This is a genomic window from Chitinophaga oryzae (assembly GCF_012516375.2).
GTDB classification, from domain to species: Bacteria; Bacteroidota; Bacteroidia; order Chitinophagales; family Chitinophagaceae; genus Chitinophaga; species Chitinophaga oryzae.
On sequence record NZ_CP051204.2, the window covers coordinates 5,320,596 to 5,337,472 of the forward strand.

14 protein-coding genes and 1 tRNA gene are annotated in these 16,877 nt (G+C 52.6%); 7 read left to right on the forward strand and 8 right to left on the reverse strand.

The window, feature by feature from the left end:
• Positions 1–25 precede the first annotated feature (25 nt).
• From HF324_RS21145 to HF324_RS21160, 4 genes are all read left to right on the forward strand, one after another.
• Entirely contained in the window at positions 26–2,818 is a 2,793-nt protein-coding gene (locus HF324_RS21145; RefSeq protein ID WP_168860748.1) for a formate dehydrogenase accessory protein FdhE, read from the forward strand.
• Positions 2,819–2,884: 66 nt separating this feature from the next.
• Positions 2,885–3,307, forward strand: coding sequence for a hypothetical protein (locus HF324_RS21150; RefSeq protein WP_168804389.1), 423 nt, complete (start codon positions 2,885–2,887; stop codon positions 3,305–3,307).
• A 103-nt stretch (positions 3,308–3,410) separates the two neighbouring features.
• Complete coding sequence (locus HF324_RS21155; RefSeq protein ID WP_168860749.1) at positions 3,411–4,712, forward strand: spondin domain-containing protein; 1,302 nt, start codon at positions 3,411–3,413, stop codon at positions 4,710–4,712.
• Positions 4,713–4,763: 51 nt separating this feature from the next.
• The gene (locus tag HF324_RS21160) at positions 4,764–5,564 is read left to right on the forward strand and encodes an AraC family transcriptional regulator (RefSeq protein ID WP_246269602.1); all 801 of its coding nucleotides are present in this window, start codon (positions 4,764–4,766) and stop codon (positions 5,562–5,564) included.
• 6 nt (positions 5,565–5,570) lie between these two features.
• Here HF324_RS21160 and HF324_RS21165 read toward each other — a convergent pair whose 3' ends face one another.
• A complete protein-coding gene (locus HF324_RS21165) occupies positions 5,571–6,812 on the reverse strand; it encodes an MFS transporter (RefSeq protein WP_168860750.1) in 1,242 nt (413 codons plus the stop codon).
• Between the two features lie 86 nt (positions 6,813–6,898).
• The gene (locus tag HF324_RS21170; RefSeq protein ID WP_168804393.1) at positions 6,899–8,767 is read right to left on the reverse strand and encodes a tetratricopeptide repeat protein; all 1,869 of its coding nucleotides are present in this window, start codon (positions 8,765–8,767) and stop codon (positions 6,899–6,901) included.
• A 210-nt stretch (positions 8,768–8,977) separates the two neighbouring features.
• Here HF324_RS21170 and HF324_RS21175 point away from each other — a divergent pair, with 210 nt between their 5' ends.
• Complete coding sequence (locus HF324_RS21175) at positions 8,978–9,310, forward strand: magnetosome magnetite crystal formation protein family (protein WP_168804394.1); 333 nt, start codon at positions 8,978–8,980, stop codon at positions 9,308–9,310.
• 71 nt (positions 9,311–9,381) lie between these two features.
• Here the strand turns inward: HF324_RS21175 and HF324_RS21180 are convergent, their stop codons facing one another.
• The 5 genes from HF324_RS21180 to HF324_RS21200 form a co-directional block, all read right to left on the reverse strand.
• Positions 9,382–9,675, reverse strand: coding sequence for a hypothetical protein (locus HF324_RS21180; protein ID WP_168804395.1), 294 nt, complete (start codon positions 9,673–9,675; stop codon positions 9,382–9,384).
• Between the two features lie 90 nt (positions 9,676–9,765).
• Positions 9,766–10,641, reverse strand: coding sequence for a DUF72 domain-containing protein (locus HF324_RS21185; RefSeq protein ID WP_168804396.1), 876 nt, complete (start codon positions 10,639–10,641; stop codon positions 9,766–9,768).
• 13 nt (positions 10,642–10,654) lie between these two features.
• Positions 10,655–10,975, reverse strand: coding sequence for a TfoX/Sxy family protein (locus HF324_RS21190; RefSeq protein WP_168860751.1), 321 nt, complete (start codon positions 10,973–10,975; stop codon positions 10,655–10,657).
• Between the two features lie 39 nt (positions 10,976–11,014).
• A tRNA-Thr gene (locus HF324_RS21195) sits at positions 11,015–11,088 on the reverse strand.
• Positions 11,087–12,433 (reverse strand): hypothetical protein, encoded by a 1,347-nt coding sequence (locus HF324_RS21200; protein WP_168860752.1) that lies wholly within the window; start codon positions 12,431–12,433, stop codon positions 11,087–11,089. Before HF324_RS21200 ends, HF324_RS21195 begins: the two co-directional genes overlap by 2 nt.
• A 54-nt stretch (positions 12,434–12,487) precedes the next feature.
• On the opposite strand from HF324_RS21200, the gene HF324_RS21205 reads away from it, so the two are divergent.
• A complete protein-coding gene (locus tag HF324_RS21205) occupies positions 12,488–13,201 on the forward strand; it encodes a hypothetical protein (protein WP_168804399.1) in 714 nt (237 codons plus the stop codon).
• 86 nt (positions 13,202–13,287) lie between these two features.
• A complete protein-coding gene (locus HF324_RS21210; RefSeq protein WP_168860753.1) occupies positions 13,288–14,742 on the forward strand; it encodes an NAD(P)/FAD-dependent oxidoreductase in 1,455 nt (484 codons plus the stop codon).
• A 78-nt stretch (positions 14,743–14,820) separates the two neighbouring features.
• Here the strand turns inward: HF324_RS21210 and HF324_RS21215 are convergent, their stop codons facing one another.
• Positions 14,821–16,851: a beta-L-arabinofuranosidase domain-containing protein gene (locus HF324_RS21215; RefSeq protein ID WP_258539170.1), complete on the reverse strand. Its 2,031-nt coding sequence runs from the start codon at positions 16,849–16,851 to the stop codon at positions 14,821–14,823.
• Positions 16,852–16,877: the final 26 nt, after the last annotated feature.

Genomic DNA, 16,877 nt, shown 5'->3' on the forward strand with positions numbered 1-16,877 from the left:
TTTCATCATCTTCAGCGCACCATATATGTCAGAAGAAATCTTATTATTCGATATACTCTTATCTGCAGAGCGCAGTACAGAAGAGCGGCTTACCGCGCTCTCCGGGCTGCGTCCTTTCCTGGAAGCGGCCGATGGCATCACGAAGCTGTGCGGCGCCGTACAGGCGGAAGCCACCGTCGCCGTAAAACGTGCCATGTTGCAACAGTTGTGTGAACTGGACAGCGCCCGTGTGACGGACCATCCTGTTTACATAGAAACGATGGCCCGCATCGCCTGCCTTGATCCTGAGCGCCCGCTGCGGCTGATGGCCGTCAGCGCACTTGCAGGCCTGGCCGCGCATGTCTCCGAAGTACAGGAAGTGCTGGCCGAAACCTTGGCCTATGACCTGGATACAGACATCCAGCTGGCCAGCATAGGCGGATTACAGAACAGCGTCAGCAAAACCGCCGCCACCATCGAAAAGATAGGCGCCTATCTGCCGCAGGCGCCGGCAGCCTGCCGGGGAGCGTTGCTGGCATTGGTACAGCAACTGCCTTTGCCCGCGGCAGCAGAGATGGCGCTGCATTTCACCGGACCGCTGGAAGCCACGCCGCTACGGCTCTCCGCCCTGCATTTCCTCGCCGCGATGCCGCAGGTGCCAGCCGGCATTTTATCGCAGCTGGCGGCCATGATACCGGTTGAAACATCGCTGCCTGTACGTACTGCCATTATCAGCCTGCTGGCTGGTATGCGGCAGGTCGACACCGCGTTGTTCAAAAATATATTCGAAGCTTTACAACAGCTGCCGGACCTCCCGGACCTGCTGGTGCTTGTGACAGACCGGCTCACCGCCCATCCTGAATTACAGGCCCCTTTTGTGGCGTTGTTTGCCACCACGCCCTCCGCAGGCCTGAAGATCCGGCTGCTGCAGTTATTGCAACAGGCGGCGCTTCCACAGCTGATCGTCAGCGGACTGGAAGACGCCAACCCCTATGTAAGAGAAGCCACCTTACCGTTGCTCACGCTGCGTTTCGCCGCCTGGCAGGAGCAGCTGGAGCCCGCACTGGCCGCCGCCATCCGCAAAGAGCCGCTGGTAGCGCTGCGCAGCGCCATGGTACAGGTACTCCTGCAAACCGGCCGTAAAGCGGCAGAAACAGACCGCCTGCTGGTAGAACTGGCCGTCGCCGAAACAGACCATCGCCTGAAAATACAACTCGCCACCGCCGCGTGTGAAGTGTTCATACAGGACAACTTCCAGTCCGCGCTGCTGCAGCTGTATTGCGACATACTGGAAGGACAATGGTACCCTGCAACGCTCAAACAACAGGTAATGGAGCGGTTGCAGACATTCTCCTACAGCGACGACCCGCACCTGCGCAAAAGCCTTGGCCTGCTGCTGGACCAGGCGAAAGATATACAAGAGGTGGACCGCATCTACCGCGTGCTGAAAACGCTGGAAGCAGATTTCAGCCAGCTGGCGCCTTCCCTGCTGCAGGCACTCTACCGGCACATCGCCTGGTACCCGCAACAGCCGCTGGATGAATGGGTACAGCTTATCGGCAAACTGGCAGAACAACATCCGGCGATACGAGCAGAACTTCCTTACCTGGTGTCCGTCACAGGCGCCACCTGGCTGCTGAAGGGCGCAGAAAAAACCGACCAGACCGGCGCTTTCCTGCCCACGCTCAAAGATGCGATGATGAAAAACAACGGCATGCAGAGCTTTATGGAAGTACAACGCCTGATCAACGATGCGTGGAACAACCGCACCATCAAAAAAGCAGAGATCATCGCACTGTACGAAATGCTGCTGCAAACGCCCAAGTCCTCCGGCCTGCTGCAGCAGGTGACCGGCATCCTTCAACAGGGCAAGCTCGTCACCCCCGAACTGGTGACGCTCAGCCTTCAGTATATCCTCACCTCCCCCGACACGGAAGGCATATACGTAGTGCGTAAATACCTTGAACAGGTGGGCTTCATAGACCTGGAATACCGGGAACGGCTGCTGCGCCTCTTCACGCCTGAACAATACACGCTGTTCATGCAGTACCGCCTGCCGCAGGTACACTCCAAACGCCGCATACAAACCTTCAACGACTGGGAATATGCCGGCGGCTGGACATGCCCCTACCCCCAATGGCCTGTCGCTGAACTGGTATTTGCCATAGCGCCGGGAGACCTCGTCACACAGCTGTTCTCCGAGCTGCCGGCAGGGGAAAATAACAACGCCACCCTGCACTACCTGGTGCTGGAACACCTTTTCCGCAACGGTAACAGCGTATGGGCGAAACAGTTATACGGCGATAACCAGCAGCTGGAACAGTTCCTCACACTGCTTTTCAAGGGATACCAGCAACTCACCGCCCGCAATCCGCTGGGCGACCGTATGATGTATACCTTCTGGAAAAAATGGAATGACTACGTGAACCGGCTCAACAGTCAGCCTATGCCGCCCGCGCTCGCGGATGCCGCGACGCTCGTCTACGCCGGCGTATGTCAGCTGGCGCATCGGCTGGACCCCATCGTAAAAAACAAACAGTACCCGCAAGTGCTCAAAGGCATGAACAAAGACCTGCTGCATCAGCACTGGCCGTGGAGCGAAGAGCTGTGGGAGGCATTTTCCTATAAAAACTTCCCCGTATACGATCCTGACCAGGAAGCCGCCGCGGCCTTGTTCCAGCAGGCAGCCAGGACCTTACAGGCCGGTCAGCTGGCCGAAGGCTATCAACTGCTGAAAGACCTGATGGCACAATATCCGCATACCCGTCAGGTGAAGGAACAGCTGCCGGTGATCAATAACACCTTACAACAGCTGGAAGAAAAACTTCGCACAGCGTAAATAAAAAAACCGCGGCAGGCAGATGGTCTACCGCGGTTTTTTATATATTTAAAACAAAAATCCCCTATGCCTGATTTTTCTATGGCCGGTAAGTGGTGCGGCTACTACATTTTAGGACAAGGCTATTCAGACGCTTTGTTTGGAAAAAAAGTAAAGTTCGAACTGGAATTACATGATATCGGGAATGAAGAATTTGAAGGTCGTTGTACCGACTTCTACGACAAGCCAGCTCCCCAGGCTATGGTCAAAGGTTACATCGAAAATGACTTCATCAATTTCATTAAAGAATACGATGGCCCTTTTACCAGTTCAGTTGAAAATCCCACCACAACATGGACCCCTCCTATCAATTATACCGGATATTATGATGCAGCCCAGGAAACCTTTTTCGGAGAATGGGAACATATGGGAGATACTCATGAAACGCCATTGGGGACTTATACCGAAGGTTGTGCCGGCATTTGGAATATGAAAAAAGTAGCCAGCTAACCTCCTCTTCGGGAAAATTCGCCAACTCTCAGGGAAAATCAGGTATCAAATTGCCCTGCCCCGCCGGTTACCTTTGTTTCGATTCCTAATAAAAAAAAGCAGTATGAAAAACAAACAACCGGTGTGGGTATCTTTTTTAGGGCTATCCCTGTTAGCATCCGCCTGCAATAAGGACGATGGCGACATGAATATGCCCTCGTCTCCCACCATCACCATCGAAAATGTACTGGATTCACGACCGCTGGTGGAGTCAGGTACTTTTAAGAATACCGGTAGCTCGCCGGTGATTATGCCGGGGGAATCCATCTCTATCCGGTTTTCCGCAGGGAAAGGACAGGCGGTTTCTTTTGCCACTATGTACGGATGGTCCAACGATCTGTTCTTCGCTCCGGCCAATCCGGGCATCAAAGTATACAAAGACGACGGTACGCCGATAGAGGGAGACGTTTCCGGTCAGATAATGCTGTGGGATAACGGTACGCGCATCAACCAGGCGCCCGGCGCTTCCGTGACACATCCCGGCACGGCGGAAACAACGGCTAAAAATGTGACAGCTGTAAACGGCACCGACAGCCAGGGTAACACCTATGCTCCCGCATCGTCGCTGATGAAGGCCAGTCTCCATTACAACGGGAACTCCATTTTTACACTGACCATCACCAACACTTCCGGCGGCACTTCCAATCCTACGCCTTTCAGTCCGGGCGTATGGGCAGTCTCTTATGCTGCGGGGGGTAACCTGTTGAGTCCCAATCCTCTTTATGAATCCGGTAAACCCAGTGCCAACGGGCTCACCAACATTGCCGAGATGGGCGACAACAGCGTATTGGGAAATTATATCCAGGGGCAGACCGGTATTTTTACGCCATTATCTCCTATATTGGTGGTGGTATACAACGGCATCGACAATCCAATTTATCAGACAGGCGAAAAAGACAGGGGGCAGGGACTGAAAAAACTGGCACAAACAGGGGATGCGGGCGAGTTGGCAGCTTACCTGAAAACCGTCAAAGGCGTGAAAAACGTATATGTGCTGCCGGCGCCCAATACAACAGTATTGTTGCCCAAATCGGGTATGCAGGCAGGCGGTAAGGTTTCACAGCAGCTGAGCATTACATCCGGCGACAGGATTGCCATCGCTACCATGTACGGCTTATCCAATGACTGGTTCTTTGCTTCCAAAGGGAATGGTACAGACGCCAGCCAGGCAGGAGACATCTCCGGCTCTGTCGGTCTTTTCGACGATGGCACCGCTGCAGATCAGTACCCGGGAGCTGGTATTTCACAGGCTAACTTTGGCGGCACTCCCCAGCCTGAGAACAAAAACATCATGGAAGTTCCCAATCCCAATGCATTTACCACGCTGCCGGCAATACCCAATATCATTAAGGTAACCCTTCAGTAAACAGATATGGTATGTGAATACGAAGAAAAAGCAACATCGGCGCGGTTCATTATGCATGTTCACAATGACCGGTTTAAAGGAGCGGGATTGCACAAGCCTACCGCGCCGATCAATACTTTTGTTTACAACAAAGGCAAAGCGCAGCGGGTAACCATAGACGAGATAGCCTATGAAATGCCTGCTGCCGCCATATTGCCACTGGTATCCAATCAACATTTTACGTTTGAAGCGCCCGATCAACTGCTTGCCTGGCAATTTAACCGGGAGTTTTACTGCATCGTGGACCACGACACAGAAGTAGGCTGTGTAGGGTTCCTGTTCTATGGCATTCATCACCCGATGTTTATCAGGCTGAATAAAACACAGCAGGAAGAAATACGGCACATGGAGCAGACTTTCTGTGCGGAATGGCCTGCCAAAGATGGTTTCCAGGGAGAAATGCTGCGCACATTGCTGAAGTACCTGATCATTAAAACCACCCGCATTGCCAAGCAACAGAGCGAGCATTACCTGCAGTTCCCCGATGAGAAAATGGATATTGTGCGAAAATTTTCACTGTTGCTGGAATGTTCTTTCAGAAAGGAACACAGCGTAAAATTCTATGCCAACGCATTGAATAAATCCGCCAAGACGCTCAGCAATATCTTTGCCCTGCTGGAACAGCCCGCTCCCTCCCGGCTGATCCAGAACAGGATTGTGCTGGAAGCCAAGCGGTATCTTCACTACACCGATAAAACCGCCAAGGAGATAGCCTATGAGCTTGGATTTGAAAACCCCGCACACTTCAGCCGGTTTTTTAAAATGTACACCGGCGTGAATATTTCCGGCTTCAGAGACAACCTGCCGCAGTAGGAGGCGTTACACCGTCTGCATCTTCCCCTGCTCCACCGCCGCCGCTTCCTGCCGGTTCACCACCAACACGCGGTACATCACCAGTCCGCTGACGACGATCAGCGCCATGTAACTGAAGGACAGGTTCTGGCCGTCTTTTGCGGGCAATACATAAATAACGCCTGCGCTGAGCATGGATACGATCACATAAACGAGACCACCGGTGAGGCCTCCGGCGATACCCGCATTTTTCGGGAACCGTTGCAGGCAGTAAGTAAAGTAGTTGGTATAAGTAAAGCCAGCGCCCACATGTACGAGGAAGGCAAACACGAGCACCGTCCACAGCTGGTTGAACAACAGGAAAGTGGCCAACAGGGCCAGTGCGAACACGAACTGGCACACGATGTTGATGTTCATTTTCCGCACAAAGGGTTTACTGACGGTGCCTTTACCGACGAAACCACCCACCATCCAGGCGAAACCGAGGAAGAGGGAGCAGTAACCTGTTACCACCGGTGACAGGTTGAAATAATGTTCAATAATGAAAGGACCGGACATATTGTAGATCATCACCATGGTATAAGCCAGTCCCAGCATGCCGATGCCCAGTGTAAAACTGCTGGTGCGCAGCATCTCATAATAGATGGAGACGATCTTCGCGGGGTGGAACGGCGTGGTGCTTTTGATGGTCTCTCCGCTGAAAAACACTTCCAGTATCAACAACACCGCGGCATATCCACCGAGGAAATAAAAATTGGATTCCCAACCGAAAGTTTCTTCCAGGTAGCCACCGATAAAAGGCGCGATGATAGGACCGGTAGACCATATGATAGTGAAGAAGCTCAGGTAGTGTTTTAGCTTTTCACCGGAGTAGAGATCGATGAAGAGCGCCCGCTTACTCACCACCATGGCGGCTATGGTGATGCCATGCACAATCCGCATAGCATATACCACATATAAATTATGGGTGTTGGCGATGATGCCGCAGAAAATACAAAAAAGCAACATGGATACCAGGGCAATCCTGTAGCGGCCGTAGCTGTCCAGCAGTCCGCCGATAAACAGCTGGGATACGCCGTAGCTGATCAGGAACAGGCTAAGCGTAAGCTGCGCCTGGCTGCTGGAAATGCCCAGTGCGGTGGTCATGCCGGGCAGGGAAGGAATGTAAATGTCGGTAGCGAATCCCGACATGGGTATCATGGCAAAAGCAAGCACGGTAGCTATTCCGATATTACCCTCTTTGATGCGTTTAACAGTGCTGGTAGTCATTTTACAGAGGCTGATGATTCAATTCGCTGCAAAATTAGGCCTTAGCACGGGGAGTATTGACACAGTAATATCATAAAAATCTGAAGTTATGCGAGGCCGCGGATGAAGCCGTCGAGGTTATCTTCCTTTTGCAGGCCGAGCTTCTGTTTCAGCCGGTAGCGCGCCATGCGGATGCTTTTCGGCGCCACATGAAGGCGGGCGGCAATTTCTTTTCCGGACAGGCCCATTAAGATGTAGGCGCAATATTTAAGGTCGAGGCGGGTGAGGGTATTTTGCGCGTGTTGCTGCAGCCGTGCGACGAATTCCGGCCGTATCTCCGTGAAATCGGATTTTACCATTTCGAAGTCTTCGTCCAGCCGTTTGTCTTCATGAATGATACGGTCCATTTGTTTTAGCACGTTGCCGGATTCGTTACTCAGTTTATCCCGTAACGTTAGCAACAGCCCGCTTTTCTCCTGTGAGCGCAGGGTGCCTGCGAGCAGTTCTTTTTCGAGGCGGTCCTGGCGTTCCTGCATGAGTTGTTGCTCCGCGAGGAGTCTTGCCGCTTCCTCTTGCTGCAGGCGTGCTTGCAGGCCGGCCTGCAGGGCGGCGTCTTCTTTTTCTTTGGTGAGCAGCTGCTGCTGACGCATGGAGGCTTTGAGCCGGAAATGATAAGAGCGGAACAGGAATATGAGGGCCAGCAGGCTGGCCACGATGAGGCAGGCGTAGAAGAAATTGAGCTTCCTGTTGAAGGCAGCGCGTTCTTCCATGGCAGCCAGCGCCTGTTCCTTTTTATCTGACTGGTATTGGGCTTCCAGCTTTCGGATGGAATTTAGTTTCCCTGCATCGAAGTAGGCTTTGTCGTACCGGACATAGTCTTTATAGTAGCGCAGCGCTTTGGCGGGGTTACCGCTTTTCTCCGCGATGCCGGCCAGGGCGGTAAACAGCCGGGCTTTGGTAAAATCGGCCGTGGTAGAATCTTCTTCTGCCCGGGCGAGGCCCAGGAGCAATATTTTTTCTGCTTCGTCGTAGCGTCCTTCGCGGATGGCGTATTCGCTCAGGAGGCCGTAGCTGTTGGCCACCACCTCGGGATACCGTACTTCGCGGGCGATGTTGAGGGCGAGATAAATATATTTTTCGGCGCTGTCGCGATAGGCGGCGGGATAAAATTCAAAGTAGATATCACCGTTATTGAGCGCTGCCACGGCAGCGGTGTTACGAAACACGAGCCAGTCTTTCTGCTGCCCGGCCACCCCGATGCTAAGGCCGTTGTAATACAAGGCGGAGTCCAGGAGATTACGCTGACTGCTGTCGGTACGGTAACGTTCCAGGAAGGTGCTCCCCAGGGATTGATAGGCCCTGCAGATGTCGTCCGGATTTTTGCTTTTGAGGGCCGTCTGCCAGCTCAGGCGGGCATACCGGTTGTAATTGTCGCGGTCATGATTGGCCCAGTAGGTGCCGGCGATGTAGTAGTACGCCAGATTTTCGTAGTGCCATGCCTCCTGTCCTTCGAGGTAGCGGAGCGATTCCAGCAGGCTGCTCATGGCTTCGTCGTATTTCTCCGCAGAAAAGGCGAGGATGCCTTTACGGAGGTATACAAACCCTTTGGTCACTTTATCCTGCGTGCGGGCCGCATACCATACGGCGCTGTCTATGGCGGCATGCATGGCCGCATAGTCTTTCACTTCGGGGTACAGGTAGGCCAGCGTGGCGAAGGTGAAGGCTTTGTACCGGCCGTCCTCCAGGGGCGCTGCAACCATCAGCGCCTGCTGTTCCAGTTGAATGGCCTCCCGGATGTCTTTATAAAAGAGGGCCCGTGCCAGCCGGGCGGTGGTCATGATACGGCTTTCCGGGCGACTGTCCTTCGTCAGCTCATGCCGCAGGGAATCGATCAGTAAACGCTGCCCCGCACTCTCTTTTGCGGGCAACAGACATCCTGTCAGATACAAAATAATGAACCAGTGGCGTATCCTCATGTTGCAAAAATAACAGTTCTGCGGAAATGGTCTACAATATATTAATCTTGTAATTTCTTTATAAAAAATTTATAATCAATACATAATGAAATTTGTAGACGCTTTGTAGACAGCTGTTTTGACTACCTGTAGTTGCTGTGTAGTAGGCTGGAATTAGGTGAACGGCCGGGTTGCGCCCTACTTTTGCCCTGTACTAAAAACCGAAACATTATGACAAAAAAGACGCTTGCCATCATCAGCTACATCACGTTAATAGGGTGGCTGATTGCCTACTTTCAGTATAAAAACGGGGATGAAAAAAGCCCGTTGGTGAAATACCATCTTGAGCAGGCATTAGGTATTATTATTTTCTCCGTTGTGTTGTCCGTAGCCCTGACCATCATTAGTATGGTTATCCCCTCGCTGGCCAGAATACTCTCCATTGCCGGCCTTCTTCCATTGATCCTGATGATTTTCGGTATTATCGCCGCTTCCAATGAATCAACCAGCCCTGTTCCCGGTATCGGGAAATTTTTTGAAGAGAAGTTCAGTTTCCTGTCTTAAAAATAACAGCCAGTGTGAAACAAATCACACTGGCTCTCTTCTTTTAATACTTTCCCTGGAAGAGCGTTTATTTATTGCCCGATGGCCGCCAATCCTTTTTTCAGATCTTCCAGGTTCATCACCGGCTGAAATTCAAGTTTGGCGTTCAGCTCCATAAAAAACGGTTCGGCGATGCCCGGGATGTCCGACGGATCTTTCAGGTCAAAGACAAACATACCGGTGCGGCAACCTTCTGAGGCCAGGAAAAAGCATGCTTCCGGCTTCAGTTTGTCCACGGTGGCTTTGATGATTTCGGGGAGCTTCGCATTTTTGATGGCGGCGTTGGATGCTGTTACCTCCATTACCACTTTGAGTAGGGTACGCATAACATTTGGGGTTTGGTTATGCTGTAATTTCGCACTTTTTAAGCAGGGTAAATGTTATCCGTACGTTATAGTCCCTGCCGCCGCGGCTGCTTAAAAAAGGGTCATCTGCGTTTGCTGGGGTTGCCCGGCCAGTCCGAACACGGTGCGCACCTCCTGGTAGAAATCCGCTTCATATTTCCCGTCGTGTACATGCAGGAAGAAATACAGGTCCTGCAGCCCTTGTCTTTTCCATATGTCCAGCCGCTCCTTCCAGGCCTGCAGCCGGGTCAGGTCCAGCGGATGCCCGCCTTTGGTCACAAACCGGAGAAACAGGTGCGGGATGGTATGCGCCATGTGCAGGCAATCCCTTCTTCCGGGCGTGTCTGTCATCACCACCCCGATGCCCAGCTGCTGCATCGTGCGGAAGAAGTCTTCCCGCTCCGTGTTTTTTTGAAACCAATCGGGATGCCGCACCTCCACAAAAAAGCGGATGTCCTCCGGCAGCTGTTCCAGGTATTTATAGAGATTAAGCTTGCGCACCGGAGAAAAATGTTCGCTGAGCTGGAGGAATACCGGTCCCAGTTGCGTTTCAAAAGCCCTTATGCTCTCCAGGAAAGTCGCCGTTTCTGTGCCGGCATTCAGTAAAGAGCTATGGTGACTGATAGACTGTGGCACTTTGGGGCAGAAACGAAAATCCTGCCCTTTGGTTTTATCTGTCCATTTGCGGATGTCGTCAGGACTATAGATTTTATAGTGGGTGGCGTTCAGCTCCACACAGTTGAACAGCCGGCTGTATTCTGCCAGCGGGTCTTTAATGCCTTTGGTGTACAAGGTGCCGGCATATTCCTTGCGGCTCCAGCCGGAAGTGCCTATCCTCAGCACACTATCACCCGGGGCGCCGTTCAATACTTCCGCTGTAGGCCACGCATCGGCCGGCAGGCTCAGGTCCAATCGATCATACATTTGCCAGTTCGCGCCAAAATCCATGCTTTCTTTTTGTTTACAGTGTCTTGTTGAAATTCAGGGCCAGCTTCACCCAATGGTCCCAGTCAGCCTTAGTGCGCAGGCTGTCTGCCGCTACGTGTACATACCCCTTATATTCCTTACCGCCCATGATGACTGTAGAACAGCCTTTTCTGGCGATGGACGCCTCATGCAGCGCAGGGTCGATACGGCACATGATCCGGTCCGCCCCTGCGGTGAGGCACATCTTACCGTTGACCATAAATGCCAGTCCGCCGAACATCTTTTTCTCCTCTACGGCAGTTACCTTTTCCAGCGCCTTGCGGAGCTTTGTAGCCAGTAGCTCACTGTAAGCCATATACGTTTATTTAGGATGAACAATCATAGCGGGATATAGAAACGGAGGCAGGGCTCGAACCTGCGTCTATCCGGATAACGTGCCGGAAGTTCTGCCAACTGAACTACTCCGTTAATTCTGTTCAGGGTACAACGGTGAAACGTCTTTCCCTGAAAAATATTTGTGTTGTTTTAATATTCGGGCAAGATAGGGATTTGAAACGGTAACGCCATGCACCAGCTCGGGCGTTGGCCGGAAAGGTAGCGGTTGATGTGTTCTTGGCGCCAGCCAGCCACTGCGTTCAGGGTCCAGCTTAGCTTCCCTACAGGCTGCCGCCACACGGTCGCGGCTACACGTAGCTTTGCCGGAAAGCACTTCCCACGGCAGGGGCAACTGGTTCCATACTATCAGGTTAGGATCGCCGGTGTTGCCTACGCTCCGGTGCCAGGCCGCCACGTCGCCGGCTATCAGCCGCATCGCTTTCCCGAAACACATCTCGTCCAGCAGGAACTCCATACCGAGCGCATAGAGCAGGCTTATCCAGCCGTCACGCGCTTTGTTCCAGGCGCCGGCGGTATGGTTCCAGGTGGAGGAATCATTCCCCCTTCGCACCACCATCGTCTCCCGGTTTATATCATTCGTTTGCCAAAGTTCTTCCAGAAAAACAGCCACCTCCTGCAATAAGGTGGTCCATTTGCCCAGCAACACTCCCTGCTGCTCCGGCGACAGGTGCTTCAGCACCTCAGGAAAAGGATACACTTGCGCCATCGCCCACCAGTTGGCCTTTTCACTATCTGCCTGGCAACGTTTCAGCAGCATGTCCGCAATGTCATCATAAGCCCGCTGCTGCCCTTCGACCGTAAACTCACTGCGCAGATTGCAACGCGCGGTGTAGTAAGCGATGAAACAGGCGCTGTTCATGTCCTGCATAAAATCCTCCCGGGATATATCTTCCGCAAACGCATGTTTGCCTACCCGCAGGAACAGGCTTTTCTTATGCTCACGGACCATGGTACGCAGCTTCTTTTCCAGGTGCCGCAGGCAACGGAACAGCTTATTATAACGGCGCCGGGAAATATCCAGTCCCACGGCCATCCGTTCTTCCCGGTTCAACCGGTCCGCCTGGTAGCTATTATACCCCGGATTTTTATGCAGGATGGCACTGACCTTTACAAGGAAAGCTTCCACTACCAGCGGGTCGTCAAATGCAGCGCCGGTAGCGTCGTCATCTGTCTTAAACAGCTGTATGGCCTTGCCCACCTGTACCTGGGCGCCAGACACCTCCGCAAACTTTTCCAGCATGGAAGTATATTGCCCCACCTGGTGACGCAAAGCGCCCGAAGCAGCTTTGTCCAGCAGCAGCATTTCCTGTTTCCCGAGCTCGCCCTGCAGCTGATCTTTTATCAGCGCGGCGATGTCTTCCGGTCTTTTCCGCAGAGACAAGCTTTCGTATAAAGTTTCAGGATTCGGATGGGTCATTCCCAAAGCTACTAACTTCTCTTCTTTTTCCTTATTTTTAACAAAATCCCGACGATGAAAGTCCCTTACCTGATGTTCCCTTTCCTGCTGCTTATCTGCAGCGGAGCATACAGTCAGAACATAGATGTCCTCCGCCGGTCAGACACATTTGAACACAAAGGGAAACAACGCAGTTTCATTTTCTGGAACAATCCCGCCGACTCTGCCGGACTGGAATATGTAGCCACGCTCTCTTCCAAGGGTTCCGCCATGGGCGGCAATTCATTATGGGAACTGTGGATACATGCGGGCAACCGGTCCAACAGGATGGGCTCCAATGTTTTTATCTTCCGTTCTTTCACCGATAGCGACAGCACACGGCCGGAGCTGATCGTCGATCTTTACCTGGCAACGGAAGAAGCGCTTCAGCGGAATACCGCCCGTGAAGAAAAAAATGTAGTATACCTGTTTGGCAATAAAGGCAAAGCGATGTCCGTAAAAGTAAATGCGGAGCAGAAAGATATCCCCGCCAATGGCACCCTGCGCTATGAAGTACCGGCAGGTTCGGAACTGAAGCTCAGTAAAGGCGGCGCTATGGGCGCGTGGCGGAATATCAAGGGAGAAGAAAACAAGGCGGCGCTGTATTTTTCTGTATCAGGCGCGGGTCTTGGCGGAGCAGTACCGCCTGCAGGCTCCATGGGTATCTCCGTCAACAGCGGCAGGATCACCGATATGAACCCACACTTTGCCCGCATGTTAATGGCGGTACAACAGCAAAGCGCCCGATAACGAAAATCCCGCTGGTATAAAAGTTAATCCCGGTAATGCCACAGGCAGGGCACCGAAAAGATGAGCTTTAGTCCTAAAAAGACGCTATGCAAAAAGTCATCATCATCGGAGGAGGAATAGCCGGATTAATTGCAGCTCATGTGCTGGCGGACTACTGTCGGGAGATACTGATCATTGAAAGAGATGTACTACCGGCCGGACCGGCAACACGGCCAGGTACGCCTCAGGCATATCATCCTCATCATCTTACGCCCCGGGGACGCATGATACTGCAGCAGCTGTTTCCCGGCTTAAACAACGAACTGCTGCAAAACGGCGCAGCTTCCAGCCTCGGTAAAGAGATATGGTTCTCTTATCCTTCCGGCGATCTCCACATTCCCGAACCCGCCAATGAAGCCGCCTGCAGCCGGTCTTTCCTGGAATGGCATATCCGGTCACGGGTACTGAAAAAAGAAACGATACAATTACTTCCCGCAACGACGGTCAACGACCTGCTGATAGATAAAACCCACAACAATGTGTATGGCGTGACCGCCACCCGCGGGAATGAAACCATACGACTACATGCAGACATGGTAGTGGTGGCAACCGGCTTCCATTCGCATCTGAGCGAGTGGCTTCACAGGCAGGGATATACGATTCCTGAACCGGAAATACTGACCACCCTCCTGGGTTACAGCACAAGGCACTACGCGTTTCCCGCTTCGCGGTCCGTTCCGTGGAGCCTGTTGCACGCCGAAAACCCGGAGCGGCCGGAAGTGCCCACCTGTGTGGCATCGTTCATGGAAAACAACGTGCTCGAAATCATCCTGGGCAACATCGGCGGGCAATATCCACCGACAGACAGCGACGGGTTTGAAAAGGTGCTGCAACTGCTGAATATTCCCGCCCTGCAGGAAGTACTGCAACAGGTAACACCGCTGGAGGCCCCGCGCGGATACCGGATCAAAGACGTCACCTTCCGGCATTATGAGAAGATGGCATCATGGCCCGACGGACTGCTGGCCATCGGCGACGCCTTCTGCACGTTCGACCCCATCCATGGTACCGGTATGACCATCGCGGCCATGCAGGCGGATCTACTGCAAACGATGCTTCAACAGCGCTCCTCGTTAGATGCTTCTTTTGGGAGAGATTTTCTGCAAGCTGCCGCCCGCATAGTAGAACCGGCGTGGTGGATGAACGCCGTAGCAGATTATGGCCAGCCTGAAGTGCAGCACAAATACGCCACCCCACAGAAGGGACTGGCATTCGCCCATGTTTTTATGGAACAGGCCATGCAGTTCGCGGTTCAACTGCGTGAGCCGGCATTGTTCGGGTTAGTGTGGCTGGTGAAGACCTCTTTTCTGTCTCCCCGCGAGCTCATTAACCGCCCCATGTTTCAGATGCTGCAGGAGGCCGGGATGGCGGGTCCGCTGGAGGCGCTGATACAGGCAGGAAAAGCAACGGATGTTGCTCAATGGCAGGATGACATCTGTCCGGACATTCCGGATTATGAGGACACACTGTTTATTCCCCGGCAGGTGTTACAAGGGTCATAACGGGGCATATAAAAAGACGTCTCACGGGTACCGAGACGTCTTTTTATATGCAAACAAACCTTATTGATCGTTCACGGTTTATTGACTCACCACCGGAAATTGCGATATCCGCAGATTCGTACATCCATACGGTATCAGGGTAATCTCTTCTTCTTCCTTTGCAGCCTCAAACCTGTAGGTCATACTGAAAGGTAATGGTCCTGCCATCTCGTTGTACAGTTGCCAGGAAGGGATACGTTTTGCCCTGGTGGTGATACTGACAGGTGCATTTCCCTGGTTCCACGGATAGTTACCCACGACATCCTTCTTCTTTACCTTGTAAGCCGTTTCCATCTTGTCATCATCGGTATGGAGCAGGCCATAATTCCAGGGCGTGGTGGGGCGTACCTCATAGAATTCGTTTCCGCCATAGGAACCCGGCGGGTTCGAATTTTTAACCAGCTTCATCTCTTCCCCTATCTTCAGTCCATAGGTAAGCGGACCTCTTTCGATGGATACGGAGCGTTCATCCCAGGTATTCCGGAAGATGTGCATCGGCAGCAGCAGTTCCACTACATCACCGGATTTCCATTGGCGGTTGATCTTCACTATCTGATTGCCTGTTGCCTGTTGCCAGATCTTACCATTAATCTTTACTGTTGCATTCCTGCACCAGGCAGGTATTCTCAGGTGGAAAGGGAAGGTTGCTACGGTGGATTTTTTGTCCATTGTAACGGCAAACCGGATGTCTTCACTAAAAGGATAGTTCGTTATTTCTTTGACCATTACCGTATTTCCCCCGGCTACGCTGGTTGTCACTTCGCTGGGAGAATACACCAGCGCGGCCAGGCCGCTGTCGGCAGTGGCATACCATAGATTCTGCGTGAATTTCGGCCATCCCTGGTGCATGTTGGCGGTACAGCAGGGGAACCCGGTGAGCAAACCATAACAAACGTCCGTACCGTCATGGTTGGTTTCAAAATTCCGCATTTTGTTCGTCGCCATCACCTGGTTGGCCTGCTGAAAATACTGGCGGCACATAAAATCGTCTGTAGCCTGTGCCGGCAAAGCATTGAAGGCAATTTTTTCCAGGTGGTCCGCAAAGCCCACCTGTCCTGTAATCTCCAGCATGCTCTCCAGGGAAAACATCATTTCCACGGCTGTACAAAATTCCGACCCCTGTGTGGGATTGTTGCCATGAAGGGTTTCATCGCCACCGTATAAGCCATGGGCCATGCCGTTAAACTGACGGATATCGGCGAAACCGGTTTTCACGGCATCGAGGTACCTGGGTTCCGGATGATGCTGGTAATAAATAACCGGCTCCTTGATCCCCTGAGCGAGGTTGACACAATGAATGCTCCCCTGGGTGGACAGCAACTTCCTTTCCAGGAATGCCGTAGTATAATCGAACGTCTGCCGGTGAATAAGATCTCCCAGTTCCAGTAAAAAAGCATCATGCGTGATATTATATAACCAGTATACTATCATGAGGTTATCGCCGCCACGGTATTTTGCCCAGAATGTCCAGTTATCCAGCGGTTTGGCAGGCAGCTCTTTCAGCTGATACCGGCAGTAGCGTGTCATGAGATCGATCACCCGCTGATCACCGGTGGCTGAGTAGTATTGCTTCAGCACTTTTAGCATCACCATTTTTGGCCACCAGTCGTGGCTATTATCCCGCTGTATCCCCGACTCGGGGCCATAATCTTTCGATGGGCCGAAGTAACCGTCCGGTTGCTGGCTTTTGATAGCCCATTCTATCCATGGTTTTGTTTTGGCGATCAATTCCTTATCATCCAGGATATAGGCTAGCGGCAGCAAGCCATCGATCCAGTAAGGGCCCCGCTCCCATTGATCACCATCGCCCCCCAGCCAGCCATTGCGCCGGCCCATCACCTCGGGATACAGCTGGTCCAGTTGGCCTGTGGCGCCACTTTTCTGGCGCAGTAACATTTCCTTCAGCCAGCCGTCAGCCCTGATCGCTCCCAGCGGCAGTTCCCGGTATGGGTTCTGTCGCAAAGATGTTTGTCTGACAGCAGCTGTGCCGGTCCCTGTCTGTTTTTGCTGCGCTGTGGCCTGCAACATAGATCCTGCACAAGCAACAGCCAGCATCAATAATAACCTCATATGCTGAATTTTAGTATACACACTTA

Bases quoted from the DNA above. Each gene is read 5' to 3' on its own strand.
- HF324_RS21155 (WP_168860749.1), top strand. From the start codon at position 3,411: ATGAAAAACAAACAACCGGTGTGGGTATCTTTTTTAGGGCTATCCCTG.
- HF324_RS21185 (WP_168804396.1), bottom strand. From the start codon at position 10,641: ATGGATTTTGGCGCGAACTGGCAAATGTATGATCGATTGGACCTGAGC.
- HF324_RS21170 (WP_168804393.1), bottom strand. From the start codon at position 8,767: ATGAGGATACGCCACTGGTTCATTATTTTGTATCTGACAGGATGTCTG.
- HF324_RS21215 (WP_258539170.1), bottom strand. From the start codon at position 16,851: ATGAGGTTATTATTGATGCTGGCTGTTGCTTGTGCAGGATCTATGTTG.
- HF324_RS21145 (WP_168860748.1), top strand. From the start codon at position 26: ATGTCAGAAGAAATCTTATTATTCGATATACTCTTATCTGCAGAGCGC.
- HF324_RS21210 (WP_168860753.1), top strand. From the start codon at position 13,288: ATGCAAAAAGTCATCATCATCGGAGGAGGAATAGCCGGATTAATTGCA.
- HF324_RS21160 (WP_246269602.1), top strand. From the start codon at position 4,764: ATGCATGTTCACAATGACCGGTTTAAAGGAGCGGGATTGCACAAGCCT.
- HF324_RS21180 (WP_168804395.1), bottom strand. From the start codon at position 9,675: ATGCGTACCCTACTCAAAGTGGTAATGGAGGTAACAGCATCCAACGCC.
- HF324_RS21175 (WP_168804394.1), top strand. From the start codon at position 8,978: ATGACAAAAAAGACGCTTGCCATCATCAGCTACATCACGTTAATAGGG.
- HF324_RS21150 (WP_168804389.1), top strand. From the start codon at position 2,885: ATGCCTGATTTTTCTATGGCCGGTAAGTGGTGCGGCTACTACATTTTA.
- HF324_RS21190 (WP_168860751.1), bottom strand. From the start codon at position 10,975: ATGGCTTACAGTGAGCTACTGGCTACAAAGCTCCGCAAGGCGCTGGAA.
- HF324_RS21165 (WP_168860750.1), bottom strand. From the start codon at position 6,812: ATGACTACCAGCACTGTTAAACGCATCAAAGAGGGTAATATCGGAATA.
- HF324_RS21200 (WP_168860752.1), bottom strand. From the start codon at position 12,433: ATGACCCATCCGAATCCTGAAACTTTATACGAAAGCTTGTCTCTGCGG.
- HF324_RS21205 (WP_168804399.1), top strand. From the start codon at position 12,488: ATGAAAGTCCCTTACCTGATGTTCCCTTTCCTGCTGCTTATCTGCAGC.